At 38.1% G+C, this 12,603-nt stretch carries 15 protein-coding genes and 1 tRNA gene; 2 read left to right on the top strand and 14 right to left on the bottom strand.

Annotated features, from left to right (window positions below):
- Window positions 1-2: 2 nt before the first annotated feature.
- From EO118_RS01000 to EO118_RS00980, 5 genes are all read right to left on the bottom strand, one after another.
- Window positions 3-230 (bottom strand): KH domain-containing protein, encoded by a 228-nt coding sequence (locus EO118_RS01000; RefSeq protein WP_009353402.1) that lies wholly within the window; start codon window positions 228-230, stop codon window positions 3-5.
- Between the two features lie 21 nt (window positions 231-251).
- A complete protein-coding gene (rpsP, locus tag EO118_RS00995) occupies window positions 252-515 on the bottom strand; it encodes a 30S ribosomal protein S16 (RefSeq protein ID WP_009353289.1) in 264 nt (87 codons plus the stop codon).
- Between the two features lie 27 nt (window positions 516-542).
- Window positions 543-1,892 (bottom strand): signal recognition particle protein, encoded by a 1,350-nt coding sequence (gene ffh / locus EO118_RS00990; RefSeq protein ID WP_127068201.1) that lies wholly within the window; start codon window positions 1,890-1,892, stop codon window positions 543-545.
- Window position 1,893: 1 nt separating this feature from the next.
- Complete coding sequence (ylxM, locus tag EO118_RS00985) at window positions 1,894-2,217, bottom strand: YlxM family DNA-binding protein (protein WP_127068199.1); 324 nt, start codon at window positions 2,215-2,217, stop codon at window positions 1,894-1,896.
- 221 nt (window positions 2,218-2,438) lie between these two features.
- Window positions 2,439-3,260 (bottom strand): MerR family transcriptional regulator, encoded by an 822-nt coding sequence (locus tag EO118_RS00980; protein ID WP_164723834.1) that lies wholly within the window; start codon window positions 3,258-3,260, stop codon window positions 2,439-2,441.
- Between the two features lie 528 nt (window positions 3,261-3,788).
- On the opposite strand from EO118_RS00980, the gene EO118_RS00975 reads away from it, so the two are divergent.
- Complete coding sequence (locus tag EO118_RS00975) at window positions 3,789-3,977, top strand: hypothetical protein (RefSeq protein ID WP_009353434.1); 189 nt, start codon at window positions 3,789-3,791, stop codon at window positions 3,975-3,977.
- A gap of 326 nt (window positions 3,978-4,303) precedes the next feature.
- Here EO118_RS00975 and EO118_RS00970 read toward each other — a convergent pair whose 3' ends face one another.
- A complete protein-coding gene (locus tag EO118_RS00970) occupies window positions 4,304-6,457 on the bottom strand; it encodes a cation-translocating P-type ATPase (RefSeq protein WP_127068195.1) in 2,154 nt (717 codons plus the stop codon).
- A gap of 347 nt (window positions 6,458-6,804) precedes the next feature.
- Here EO118_RS00970 and EO118_RS00965 point away from each other — a divergent pair, with 347 nt between their 5' ends.
- Window positions 6,805-7,464, top strand: a complete 660-nt coding sequence (locus tag EO118_RS00965) for a YigZ family protein (protein ID WP_127068193.1) — start codon at window positions 6,805-6,807, stop codon at window positions 7,462-7,464.
- Window positions 7,465-7,699: 235 nt separating this feature from the next.
- On the opposite strand, the gene EO118_RS08590 is transcribed toward EO118_RS00965, so the two are convergent.
- The 8 genes from EO118_RS08590 to rplJ all read right to left on the bottom strand — a co-directional run bounded on the left by EO118_RS08590 (window position 7,700) and on the right by rplJ (window position 12,460).
- A complete protein-coding gene (locus tag EO118_RS08590) occupies window positions 7,700-7,870 on the bottom strand; it encodes a hypothetical protein (RefSeq protein ID WP_164723833.1) in 171 nt (56 codons plus the stop codon).
- 271 nt (window positions 7,871-8,141) lie between these two features.
- Window positions 8,142-8,232, bottom strand: a tRNA-Ser gene (locus EO118_RS00960).
- Window positions 8,233-8,282: 50 nt separating this feature from the next.
- A complete protein-coding gene (locus EO118_RS00955) occupies window positions 8,283-8,849 on the bottom strand; it encodes a carbonic anhydrase (RefSeq protein ID WP_127068230.1) in 567 nt (188 codons plus the stop codon).
- A gap of 18 nt (window positions 8,850-8,867) precedes the next feature.
- Complete coding sequence (gene hydE / locus EO118_RS00950) at window positions 8,868-9,980, bottom strand: [FeFe] hydrogenase H-cluster radical SAM maturase HydE (protein WP_127068191.1); 1,113 nt, start codon at window positions 9,978-9,980, stop codon at window positions 8,868-8,870.
- Window positions 9,981-10,099: 119 nt separating this feature from the next.
- Entirely contained in the window at window positions 10,100-10,822 is a 723-nt protein-coding gene (locus EO118_RS00945; RefSeq protein WP_127068189.1) for a YaaA family protein, read from the bottom strand.
- 184 nt (window positions 10,823-11,006) lie between these two features.
- Window positions 11,007-11,420: a hypothetical protein gene (locus EO118_RS08670; RefSeq protein WP_127068187.1), complete on the bottom strand. Its 414-nt coding sequence runs from the start codon at window positions 11,418-11,420 to the stop codon at window positions 11,007-11,009.
- Window positions 11,421-11,532: 112 nt separating this feature from the next.
- Window positions 11,533-11,904 carry a 50S ribosomal protein L7/L12 gene (gene rplL, locus EO118_RS00935; protein ID WP_127068185.1) on the bottom strand — a complete coding sequence of 124 codons (372 nt, stop codon included), beginning with the start codon at window positions 11,902-11,904 and terminating at the stop codon, window positions 11,533-11,535.
- Between the two features lie 52 nt (window positions 11,905-11,956).
- Window positions 11,957-12,460: a 50S ribosomal protein L10 gene (gene rplJ, locus EO118_RS00930; RefSeq protein ID WP_009353339.1), complete on the bottom strand. Its 504-nt coding sequence runs from the start codon at window positions 12,458-12,460 to the stop codon at window positions 11,957-11,959.
- Between the last annotated feature and the right edge of the window lie 143 nt (window positions 12,461-12,603).

Raw genomic sequence — 12,603 nt, 5'->3', positions numbered from 1 at the left:
TTTTAGACAATATCAACGGATATCTTCTTGTTCTCTTTAATAGCCGCTGCTTTAGCCACAGCGCGAATCGCTTTCGCAATCTTACCTTGTTTTCCAATTACTTTACCCATGTCATCAGGTGCGACACGAATTTCATAGACTTCCACTTGATCGCGAACTTCCATAGTAACAGAAACGGCTTCAGGTTGCTTAACTAATGATTGAACAATTAATGTAATTAATTCTTGCATCACAGTACGCCTCTCTATTAATTATTTTTTAGCGTCAGCAAATTTTTGCATAACACCATGTTTTTTGAACAAGGAGCGAACAGTATCAGTAGGTTGTGCACCTTTACCCAACCACTCTAATGCTTTCTCTTCGTCAATATTAACGATTGCTGGGTTTTTAGTAGCATCGTATTGACCTACTGTATCAACTGGACGGCCTTCGCGTGGAGCGCGGGAGTCAGCAACAACGATACGATAGAAAGGAGCTTTTTTAGCACCTAAACGAGTTAAACGGATTTTTAACATTCTTCTTTCACCTCCTTAAATAGAATATTATCCCATGAACGGTAATTTAGGGAACATGCCCTTCTTACCTTTGCTCATAGACTGCATTTGCTTCATAAACTTACGAGCCTCTTCAAATTGTTTAATCAATTGATTCACTCGCTGCACTGTAGTGCCGGAACCTGCCGCAATACGTTTACGACGAGAACCGTTCAATATATTAGGATCCGTACGTTCCGCCATCGTCATAGATTTGATAATAGCCTCTATTTGACGTACTTCTTTATTATCTAAGTCAAAGCCCGCTAACTGGTCTTTCAATTTACCCATACCAGGCAACATACCCAATAGGTTTTGTAAAGGCCCCAATTTGCGTATTTGGTTCATTTGCGCTAAGAAATCATCTAAAGTAAAGCTATTTTTGGCCATTTTCTCAGCCATTTTTTTCGCTTCTTCTTCATCGATAGAACTTTGCACATTTTCAATCAACGTTTTGAAATCGCCTAAATCAAGAATACGAGATGCCATACGATCTGGATGGAATACTTCTAAACCATCCATTTTTTCGCTAGTACCGGTAAACTTAATCGGCGTACCTGTGACAGCTTTAATGGAAAGTGCTGCACCACCACGGGCATCGCCATCCATTTTCGTTAGAATGACACCATCAAGGCCTAGGTAATTATTGAATGCTTCGGCTGTGCCTACTGCATCTTGACCAATCATGGCATCCACCACTAGCAAGATTTCATGAGGTTTTACTTCAGCCTTGATATTAGCTAGTTCATCCATCAAGGTTTCATCAATAGCCAAGCGGCCTGCTGTATCGATGATAACAATGTCTTTGAATAAACGTTTCGCTTCTTCAATACCAGCTTTAGCAATTTCTACCGGATTAGCACCTGGCGTTTCATTTGCGAATACAGGAATATCGATTTGAGCGCCCACTACTTGCAATTGCTTAATCGCTGCTGGACGATACACATCGGCTGCTACTAGCATAGGATTCTTGCCTTGTTTACGAAGATGTACAGATAGCTTACCAGCCGTAGTCGTTTTACCTGCCCCTTGCAAGCCTACCAACATAATGATGGTCGGCGCTTTCGGAGAAATCATAATACGGCTTTCAGTACCACCTAGTAACTCGGTCAATTCATCATTCACAATTTTAATAACCGTTTGCGCAGGGTTCAAGGAACCAAATACTTCCTCACCCAAGGCTTTATCCTTGATACGGGCAATGAAATCTTTCGCTACTCCAAAGTTTACGTCTGCTTCTAGCAAAGCAAAGCGAACTTGTCGTAACGCTAGGTTAACATCTTCTTCAGAAATTTTACCTTTTCCCTTTAAGGATGCAAAGGCTTCTTGTAATTTATGCGTTAAATTTTCAAAAGCCATACTAGCCCTCCAATTGTGTTAATAATGACTGAATCGATTCAGATGTAATGGCAACAGATGCTAATTCATCTTTAATCTGTTTCACAATCTTTCGCCGTAGTAAATATTGTTCAATGAGGTGTAGCTTTTGTTCATATCCTTCCATACTAGCTTTTGCACGTTCAATATTGTCGTGCACCGCTTGTCTTGAGATACTCAACTCTTCCGCAATTTCACCTAATGACATATCATCTTCATGATGCAATGCATAACACTCTCGTTGTCGATCCGTCAGTAAGGCTCCATAAAAATCTAACAACAAACTAATTGTCATTCGTTCTTCCATGGTTCCTCCTTCTAAACATTCTGAAAACATCATCTGTCAAGCAAAAAATATTTACACCCTATATTACCAATATTTACCTAACTTGTCAATAGTTGTAAAGTGAATTGCCTTTACACACAAAATAATCTATACCACAACATCTTATATTTTGTACTACATCGCGTCTTATGGTAACTCATTTTTATATTTTGTTTCCAATTCTTTCAGCATACATGTTTCATCTATTCCTCAACAGGTACTGTAATTTTAGATAAATAGTCTTCACGTTTTGTCTCTGTCCAATAATTCCGTACTGGTTCTATATATACGGAACCTGCAATTTGTAATCCCTCATAAGATAAATAACTACTTACTTTATCGTACATCCACTGAGCCTGTTCTTCATAAAGCCTCGTATAAAACATTTCTAGATACATCCCTCTAGGACGAGTAACAATCTCCATATCTCCTTCATAATCAAACCCTACATCTGTACAATAATGGCTGTACTTGATGATATCTCCCTGTTCATAGTCTTCTCCATCGATAGCCATACCAATTTGAATAGCTTTAAAAGGGACTTCCTCTATAAGCCTAGCTTGATGTTCTAATAAAGTAAATAACTTTTTCTTTCCTTTTTCTGTTGCATCATAAGGAGTTAGTGCATAGAAAGATTCTTCTTTCATACCAAAGAACAATCGATTTTTAGGTATTTTTAAATATCGTTCTAAGTTAAATAAGGTTCTCTCTAAATTCATTTTATTTGTATATAAATCATTAATCTCCCGATCAAAGCCATAGCGTGCATCTTCTAATAAGGTTTTCAACATATGCGGACCTCGATGTTCCACATAGTCTTGAATATCTTTCAAGGATAGATTTAGTTTTTTTAGGGTCAAAATAATCTCTAATCGATAGCACTCTTCTAATGTGTAATAGCGGTATCCATTATCTTCAATTTTTGCTGGCAGAAATAGTCCTAATTTTTCATAGTATAAGATCGTTTGTTTTGATATGCCATAAATTTTCGACACATCTCCAATCGTCATATAAATATTTCGCATAGATACTATCCTTTCTACTGTATTTCCAACAGGCATTTAGGTCTTCTAATAGATTTAATACATGTAACGCCTTTAATCCTCTTAATACTTGTATTGCTTATAATACATTTACAATATTTGCAATCTCTGTATTATCTGTAATCTTTATAATACTTCTTTTATTTCATTTCCTGTAATACATAAGTATTTTGCCAAAACTAAACTATAGGTATATAGTTTTAACTACACCTATACTATAGCATAACTATGGGCTTTTTAATATATTGAGTTTCATTCATATATTTTTATCTATTATTAAATTAATTCTCATAAAAAAGTCTAGTCCAGAACCTTTTAAGTTCTATAAACCTTATACTATCAATAGTTAATGACAGATATGAGAAATTTTAAAAATAATTCTTTTTATTTGTTGACTCCACCACAACCATATACTTTATTATAATAACAGAGGACAGGTACTAGATGTACAGGAGTTCTCAATGAGCAAGTTAATAAGTATAAACTATATTGTAAAAGGAGGCTATTCCTATGGCATGTGGACACAAAGGTCGCGAATTTTACGCGAACGATCCAGAAAAATTAGCACGCTACGATATGGCAATGCGTCATATTGAAGCAGCTCGTGAAGAAGGTCAATCTTCCGAGGAAATCCATGCTATGTTCAACCGCATTATGAGCGGCAACACAGCTGGTAAATGTAAGCACAAAAAAGGTTGATTCAAATACGTACGCCCATACTATTAGAATATACCCCAACCTTTGAGTGAAATAGATAGGACGATGTCCGAAACAAAACCCCAACTCTTCTTCCCTTGAGTTGGGGTTCTATTTTTATGTAAAATCTATGACTGACCACTCGTGTATACATAGTCTCAACATTTCGTATCATATTTCTAAAAAGGACTATAACAAATCGTACCTAAATCGTATTTGTTATAGTCCTTTTTTATTATAGATCATACGTTGAATATCCATGTACGTCCTATCCCATAGATATTACCATACAGTTATGACCTTCTCTGGATCATCATATACGTGAATGATTACACTTTTGCACGTTTTAATCGCAATGCATTGCTCACCACCGTAACAGAGCTAAATGCCATGGCGGTTCCGGCAATGATAGGGCTCAAATACCCTATGGCTGCCAATGGAATACCAATGCAGTTAAAGATCAATGCCCAGAATAAATTTTGTTTAATATTTGTCATCGTTTTACGACTAATCGTCACGGCTTGTACTAAGGTGCGCAAATCATTTCGCACTAATACGATATCCGCCGCCTCAATGGCTACGTCCGTACCATGACCGATACCAAATCCAATATCTGCTAGCGCTAAAGCTGGCGCATCATTGATACCATCTCCCACCATGCCAACGGATTTTCCTTGACTTTGTAATGTGGCGATGGTATTTGCTTTATCTTGTGGCAGTACTTCCGCTACTACGTGAGTAATTCCTGCTTGGGCAGCTATATAGTTCGCTGTGCGCGCATTGTCTCCTGTGACCATCCACACATCGATGCCTTGCTCTTGTAAAGCCTTTACAACCTCAGGAGTTTCTGGACGCAATGTATCTGCTACAGCCCAAATACCGTGTACTGTGCCGTCTACTAACAAGACGGATACAGAATTGCCTTGTTCTTCCAGACTGTGGATCTCCGCTTGCCATGGCGTGATATCAATACCTAGTTCTTGCATCCAGCGAGTATGACCAACCCGAATCAATTTATCCGCTATACGTCCTTCCAATCCTTTTCCTGGAATATCTTGGAAGTCTTTCACGATCATTTGTGGCACGCCTTTGCTAGCACCGTATTTAGCAATGGCTTGTGCAATAGGGTGAGTAGAACCTTTTTCAAGATTCACTGTGAAAGCTAAGTTATACATTTCATCACCTGCTGTATATATCACTTTCGTAACAGATAGCTTTCCTTCTGTTAAAGTCCCAGTTTTATCCATGATGATCGCATTGATATGACCTGCTTTTTCTAAAAATTCTGCGCTTTTAATAAGCACACCATGTTCTGCCCCAAGGCCTGAACCTACCATGATGGATGTGGGTGTCGCCAATCCCAAGGCGCACGGGCAGGCAATTACAAGCACAGCTGTGCCATATAATAAAGCTTCTCCTACCGTAGATCCTAATGCAAAATACCAAATAATCATGGTAAGAATGGCAATACCGATGACTACCGGCACAAAATAAGATGCTACCACATCCGCGATACGCTGAATGCTCGCTTTAGATGCTTGCGCTTGTTCCACTACTTTGATGATTTGGGATAACATAGTTTCCTCCCCAATAGCAGTGGCTTTCATAATAAATGTGCCCGACATGTTAACTGTAGCGCCTATGACTTGACTAGACTGACCTTTTTCTACAGGTACGCTTTCACCTGTCAACATAGCCTCATCCACTGTGGAATGACCTTCTAAAATAATTCCATCTACTGGCACTTTTTCGCCGGCCCGCACTTGGATCTTGTCACCTAGCACAATCTCCTTCGTAGGAATGTCCATCCACTCCCCATTGCGTTCCACATGGGCCACGCTAGGTTGTAATGCCACTAATTTTTGAATGGCCTCAGACGTACGACCCTTAGCAATATCTTCTAATAGTTTGCCCAATAATATAAAAGTAATTAACCATGCCGAAGTTTCAAAATATACATCGTGATTCCCCACTGCCATTTGGTAAATGCTAAATCCATAGGCTACGGAAGTTCCCAATGCGACTAGCACATCCATGGTAAGTGTACCACTACGAATGGCTGCAAAAGCGCTAGTGTAAAAAATCCAGCCCGCCCCAAACTGAGCAATCGTAGCTAACACCAATTCAACCTCATGCGATAACATAGGCCAATGCCATAAATAGTGCCCCATCATGGACACCATCATCGGAATAGCCATGAGAGCAGCCACGCCTAAGCGGATATATTGCCCTTTATGAGATGGTTTTTCTACCTTCATATCCGCATCAGTAGCAATATGTGCTTCAAATCCAATTTTTTCAATGGCAGCGATGACTTCTGTAGCACCAATCGTGCTATCATCTGTATACGCTACCGTTCCTTTATTGGTGAGCAAGTTGACTTTTACATCAGCCACACCTTCTAACTTACTGACCACTTTTTCTACACGCCCTACACAAGCTGCGCAGTGCATGCCGATAATAGAAAATTCTTCTTTACGCATGATTCCTCCTAATGATATATGGTTCTACACGAAAGATATTTAAATTTCTCAATATAAATATATTAACATATATCCAACCTATTTCATAGTACATGGACTATACAAATCTAACTGTATATACCTTATACAAATCTCTCAGTATATGGCTTACACCGATTTAATAGCTATCGATTGTCTAACCCACCGTGTTTACACAAACTATTGTATCCTGTCCGTATTATGCTGTCCGATTATACAGATCTAACACTCTATATTTCGTATAGCAACAGTGTTCCACTAACTTATGTTATACTATAGGTATTCAACGATTGTAATCTCATTTTTATTATTCTTATCCAGGAGTTCCTATGTCAGACATTCCACAATCTTATATCACCATAGCTAATGAATTTAGAACTGAATATATCATAGAAAAGTCACGTTTCATTTCTACTATCGCTCCTGTTACTACTGAAGCAGAAGCACAAACATTTATCCAACGTATATCCAAAGAATTTTGGGATGCTACTCACAACTGCACCGCCTATGCTATCGGCCCTCGCCAAGAACAACAGCGTTCCTCTGACAATGGAGAGCCCTCAGGGACGGCAGGAAAACCGATGCTAGAAGTATTAAAAAAAACAGGCATTACAAACGTAGCTGTCGTAGTTACTCGTTATTTCGGAGGTATTAAGTTAGGTGCAGGAGGACTCATTCGTGCGTACTCTCATAGTGCAGCCAAGGCTGTCCAAGAAGGACCTAAACTACTCATTACACCTCGTCAAATTGTGACTATCTCCATAGATTATTCTAACTTTGGAGCCATAGAGCGCCAACTACAAACTCTAGCGCTTCACTATACAGCATCGTTTACAGATCTAGTATCTATTGAAATCTATGTAGAACCAGAAGCTGTGGCCTCCTTAGAAGCTGATTTGACGAATCTAACTGGTGGTAACTTAACTTGGCAATTGCAAGATGTTCGTATGGTAGAATTGCCGTATACTACTGATATACCTGAAGACTGATGTCTAAATATACTATATACATAATTGGTAATAGAATAGTAAAGTTCCTGCAGTACGTCCTCCCACACCATATAAATCCGTTATATAATAGACTAATAAAGTTTCTAATCCGGCTCTGATAAACAACTGATATGGAATTTTCCAAAACAGCAACAAAAAACCACGGTGTCTTCCTTCACCGTGGTTTTTTGTGCTTCTTGTTGGAGTCCTCTATATAAAGGGAAAGTACGCTAAATTAATTATTGCAGCATTCTGCTACAAATACTTCTACAACTTCTTCATCTTGCAATTCAGAAGTCCAAGGATGTGGCCAGCCTTTAATGCTATTATCTTTGCATTGGCTTGCTTCACATGCTTCTAAACGATGTTCTTTTAAATTTTCTATCCATGCTGATACTAAACTCATATTAGTTACTTCCTTCCTTGTATACACACCTTAGAGTGTGTGTTCTTATTGCATGACTGTAGTATACAAGAGTCTGCTTATTTTGTGAAATGACAGATAGTTATTATCTCATAAACTATTTTTTATAACACTTTTTATAGTCTTTTTATTAAATCAAATTTAATTATAACTAGAACGCATATAAATTATAACTTTTTGACGTTTATTTGACGATTTTTGATAAAACAAAAAACAAAAAGCACACATGTATAACATATGTGCTCTTGTCCTGTGGCGGAGGATTAGGGATTCGAACCCTAGCGCCGGTAACCCGACCTAACGATTTAGCAAACCGTCCTCTTCAGCCTCTTGAGTAATCCTCCATGATACCCATTAAGGATATCACAAGTTGATTCAATTTGTCAATTCTTTTTTAAAGTTCATAGCCAACTTCTACAACTTCTACTTCTCCAGAGTTTGGATGCATCATTAGTCCATGAACTGCTACATCCTTTGGAATCAATGGATTCATGCGAAGCATGCTGACCGTTTCTTGTACATTGTCCACTGGATGTGAGAATCCATCAGCCCAATGCTCTAATTCATGACGAACCATTTGGATTGCATCTGGAGAAACACCTCTAGATAACATAGCTGTAGTTAAGCTTTCAGAAGTCGTTTTTGCCATGCCACATTCGTAGTGACCGATGACAAAAATTTCAGATACGCCTAACTCGTAAATACACACAAGCAAACTGCGTACCACACTGTCGAACATACCTGAAATGGAGTTGCCCGCCGATTTAATCACTTTTGCATGACCTCGTTCAATGCCGAGGGCTTGTTCCATAAAGTTTACTAATCGCGTATCCATACAAGTTAATATTGCAATTTCACGGGTTGGCACCTTGCTCACTGTTGGAGGTTCATCTCCATGTTCTTGGCTGGTACTATCCAAAAATTCTCGATTATGTCGTAATATTTCATTTAATAAATTCATCATTCACCTCACATGAAATTATCGAATCCGTTTTTTATAATGTTGTGAATTACCTTGTTGTTTCCAGCCTACACGATCACCAATAGACATAACTCGACGAGTTAAACATTCTTTACATTGGTCTGCATTATCATCAACACAAGGCTTATTATCGTACAACAAATATTTCGCACGGTGCTCTGGCACGGTAATAATCGGCATCAAGATATTGGCTCCCGCTGCTAAACCTTTTTCACGACCTAATTTATCTAAGGCTTGTAGCGCTGTAGTAGCAGCAATATTAACATCTTTCAAGAATAAACGTGTTAAAGCTATCATTTTTAAGCCTAACTGCACTCGTTCTAATTTGCCCTCTTGCGAATCAATACCTAATTCTAACGCGCGCTGTCCTAATGGTGTATCATGATGTACCACATACGGCCCCATACCAATCATATCGATGTCCATATCACGATAAAATAAAATATCATTTACAAGATCATCTAATGTTTGTCCTGGTAAACCAATCATAACACCTGTACCTACTTGGAATCCTACCTTACGCAAAGACTGTAAGCAATTCACACGAGTCTCAAAGGAGTGCAGCGCATCCTTAGGATGAATCATCTCAAATAAGTCTTTGTTCGTCGTTTCAATGCGAAGAAGATAGCGGTCCGCACCTGCTTCACGCATACGTTTGTACGCCTCCTCCGATTGCTCCCCTACACACATGGTGATACCTAGCTCATGATTACTTAACTTTTTTATATCTCGGATAAGTTCCACCACATACTCTACAAAGGCATCATCTGTACGTTCTCCAGATTGCAAGGTCAAAGAGCCATATTCATGATCATAGGCCCATTTTGCCATTTTCAATACATCATCACGAGACATATCGAATCGTTCTGTCTTACTATTTTCATGACGTATGCCACAATATAAGCAGTTTTTAATACAACGATTGGAAAATTCTATGAGTCCACGGTAATATGCAACTTTATCTACGTAAGCAGCTTTTACCTCATAGGCTTTTTTATATATCTTTTGTAACGTTTCCTCATCAGTAATGGTCATGAGGAATCGCAACTCCTCTTCCGTTAACCACTCATCTCCGACAAGGTCTTTTTGTAAAATACTATCTACTGTCATATTTCCTCAATGCTAATACCTCGGTCAGGTATACTTTTTTACACTATATATTCATTATATAAACAAACACATATACATTACTATATTGTATTATATGCCCAAATCTAGTTTGAACATCCTTATACCTGTTTACGATAGGCGAGCGTAAATGATCCGTCTATCTGTTCAGGTAATGGATCTAATACAAACCCTTTCAATTCCTTTGGCAATTCTGAAAGTTTCGTAATGTGATGCTCGCAGATATAATGTGCTAAAGAACCACGCATTTGTTTTGACGATGTACTGAGCTGTTTCCATACACCCTTACGATGTTCTAAAAACTCTATGGTCACCATTTTGGGATGGTTGATCCATTTAGAATATTCCTTAGATGCCAAATTTAGTATCCAATCTTCCCCTGCTACAGCTACATCTACTAAGGGTTGCCACCAAGTATAAAGATTAGACTTTTCCTCTTTTAGGACAGGATCAATTAAATCTAGTCGATATCCTTTGATTCCACTATTAGGTGCTACCAAGCCATACAAAGCGGATCCTATCCATATATGGGTGTTCGCAAACGCTTTCCCCTCTGATGATAAACCTTCGTAGTTAAAGTTTTTAAACGATAGCCCGTCATAACTAAGCGCTGCCATACCTTCTACTTCTTTGTCATAGTTTTGATAAAAAGCATATACTTCATCTAAGACTGTATCTTTTATTTTTAAAGCTTTTCCTAAGGCCTCCTTTGATATACCTTGCATATGCTTCACAATTCGTTCCGTCATATGTGGCGCAAACTGAGGTGCACTTGATATACCTTTTATATCTTTTGTTTTACTAGGGGATATAATTAATTTCATTCTGTCCTCTATTCTAACGTTTAATATATTGACTTATTTCATACCCTATAGTCATGATGTTAAACCTTTATAATCTTTATATTATTCATAGTATTTTTATAGACCTATCTAGTATACCATACATCGAATAGTTTTAATATAAAAAGACGGGTATAATACCCGTCTTTTTGCAAATAGATAGCTTCTAACTTCTTTCATTATTATTATTTTCTTCTAAGCTAACTTCAGACATTTCGCTATCAAGCATTTCATGGCAATGCTTACATTTTTTTGCTACTTTAAGTACAGTTTCACCACAGTATGGGCAAACCTTATATTTATCTGGTTCTACTTTTACTTTATCTTTCGATAACATAATCGCATGAATAATAGCAACAATCCATAACAATATTCCGTAAATAGCAAATAAACTAAAGGATTTACCCTTTCTATGCGCAATGTTAGCTGGAATAAGCATTATAACTGCAAATAAAGCATAGTCTGTTAAAATACTACTAAAGAATATATGTCTATTTACACCTTGAAAATGAGGATCCAAGATAACCGATGTAACAATAAATGCAATTATAAACCAAACTATATTCAATACTATAATCATAACCATTTCCTCCCTCTAATTTTCTACAACTTAGAATTACGTCTAACAATTGTATTATAACACAAAACCCCTCGAACACAAGTGTTCAAGGGGTTCTTGACTAGCGAATTAATTATTTCAATTCGATTGTTGCGCCAGCTTCTTCTAATTTAGCTTTTAAAGCTTCAGCGTCAGCAGCAGCTACGCCTTCTTTTACAGGAGCAGGAGCGCCGTCAACGATAGCTTTAGCTTCTTTCAAGCCTAAACCAGTAGCTTCACGTACAACTTTGATTACGTTGATTTTGGAAGCACCAGCGTCTTTAAGAATTACGTCGAATTCGGATTTAGCGTCAGCACCGCCAGCAGCAGCACCAGCAGCAGCTACAGCTACAGGAGCAGCAGCAGTTACGCCGAATTTGTCTTCGATTGCTTTTACAAGATCATTAAGTTCTAAAATAGTTGCAGTTTCTAATTCAGCAACGATGTTTTCGATGTTCAATGCCATGATTGATATCCTCCATTTTTGATATATGTTTTCTTAGTTAATTGTGTTGCTATTATGCAACAGTTTCGTCTTTTGCTTCCGCAACAGCTTTTACTGCGTAAGCTACATTGCGAACTGGAGCTTGAAGCACGGAAAGAAGCATGGAAAGCATACCTTCGCGGTTCGGCAAGTTTGCAATTTCTTGTACTTTTGCAGCGTCAAGAACTTCACCTTCCACAATACCAGCTTTAACAGTTAAAGCTTCAGTTTTTGTGTCTTTAATGAAATTTTCAAGAATACGAGCTGGAGCTACAGCGTCTGTGCTAGAAGTTGCTAATGCAGTAGGACCTTCTAAATGCTCAGAGAAAGCTTCGTAACCTAATTCGTTAGCAGCGATGCGAGTCAAAGTATTTTTGATTACTTTGTATTCTACACCTTCAGCCAAGAATTTACGACGAAGATCTGTTACTTGAGCAACAGTCAAACCGCTATAACCAACTAATACAGCACCTTTCGCTTCAGAAAGAGTTTCTTTCATTTGAGCTACAACTGCTTGTTTTTGTTGAGTGACAGCCATTAGAATACCTCCTTGTAGATTTTTGGTGATTTTCTATGTACTATCTTAGCGTAAAAACGACCTCAACGAAGACGTTGAGGTCGAGAACCATTCCATAATAGATTGGATTCAGCCTCAGCGGGCGAGTTTCCTCATTAAATCAA

The organism is Veillonella sp. 3891 (assembly GCF_003992315.1).
In the GTDB taxonomy this organism is placed as follows: domain Bacteria; phylum Bacillota; class Negativicutes; order Veillonellales; family Veillonellaceae; genus F0422.
Note: the sequence above shows the minus strand (reverse complement) of the source record. Positions and strands in the feature narration are given on the sequence as shown.

What these genes read in the sequence shown, in the direction of transcription:
- EO118_RS00945 (WP_127068189.1), bottom strand. Translation starts at nt 10,822, where the DNA reads ATGAAATTAATTATATCCCCTAGTAAAACAAAAGATATAAAAGGTATA.
- ylxM (WP_127068199.1), bottom strand. Translation starts at nt 2,217, where the DNA reads ATGGAAGAACGAATGACAATTAGTTTGTTGTTAGATTTTTATGGAGCC.
- EO118_RS00980 (WP_164723834.1), bottom strand. Translation starts at nt 3,260, where the DNA reads ATGCGAAATATTTATATGACGATTGGAGATGTGTCGAAAATTTATGGC.
- EO118_RS01000 (WP_009353402.1), bottom strand. Translation starts at nt 230, where the DNA reads ATGCAAGAATTAATTACATTAATTGTTCAATCATTAGTTAAGCAACCT.
- rplL (WP_127068185.1), bottom strand. Translation starts at nt 11,904, where the DNA reads ATGGCATTGAACATCGAAAACATCGTTGCTGAATTAGAAACTGCAACT.
- EO118_RS00955 (WP_127068230.1), bottom strand. Translation starts at nt 8,849, where the DNA reads ATGAATTTATTAAATGAAATATTACGACATAATCGAGAATTTTTGGAT.
- EO118_RS08590 (WP_164723833.1), bottom strand. Translation starts at nt 7,870, where the DNA reads ATGAGTTTAGTATCAGCATGGATAGAAAATTTAAAAGAACATCGTTTA.
- EO118_RS00975 (WP_009353434.1), top strand. Translation starts at nt 3,789, where the DNA reads ATGGCATGTGGACACAAAGGTCGCGAATTTTACGCGAACGATCCAGAA.
- EO118_RS08670 (WP_127068187.1), bottom strand. Translation starts at nt 11,420, where the DNA reads ATGATTATAGTATTGAATATAGTTTGGTTTATAATTGCATTTATTGTT.
- rplJ (WP_009353339.1), bottom strand. Translation starts at nt 12,460, where the DNA reads ATGGCTGTCACTCAACAAAAACAAGCAGTTGTAGCTCAAATGAAAGAA.
- ffh (WP_127068201.1), bottom strand. Translation starts at nt 1,892, where the DNA reads ATGGCTTTTGAAAATTTAACGCATAAATTACAAGAAGCCTTTGCATCC.
- EO118_RS00965 (WP_127068193.1), top strand. Translation starts at nt 6,805, where the DNA reads ATGTCAGACATTCCACAATCTTATATCACCATAGCTAATGAATTTAGA.
- rpsP (WP_009353289.1), bottom strand. Translation starts at nt 515, where the DNA reads ATGTTAAAAATCCGTTTAACTCGTTTAGGTGCTAAAAAAGCTCCTTTC.
- hydE (WP_127068191.1), bottom strand. Translation starts at nt 9,980, where the DNA reads ATGACAGTAGATAGTATTTTACAAAAAGACCTTGTCGGAGATGAGTGG.
- EO118_RS00970 (WP_127068195.1), bottom strand. Translation starts at nt 6,457, where the DNA reads ATGCGTAAAGAAGAATTTTCTATTATCGGCATGCACTGCGCAGCTTGT.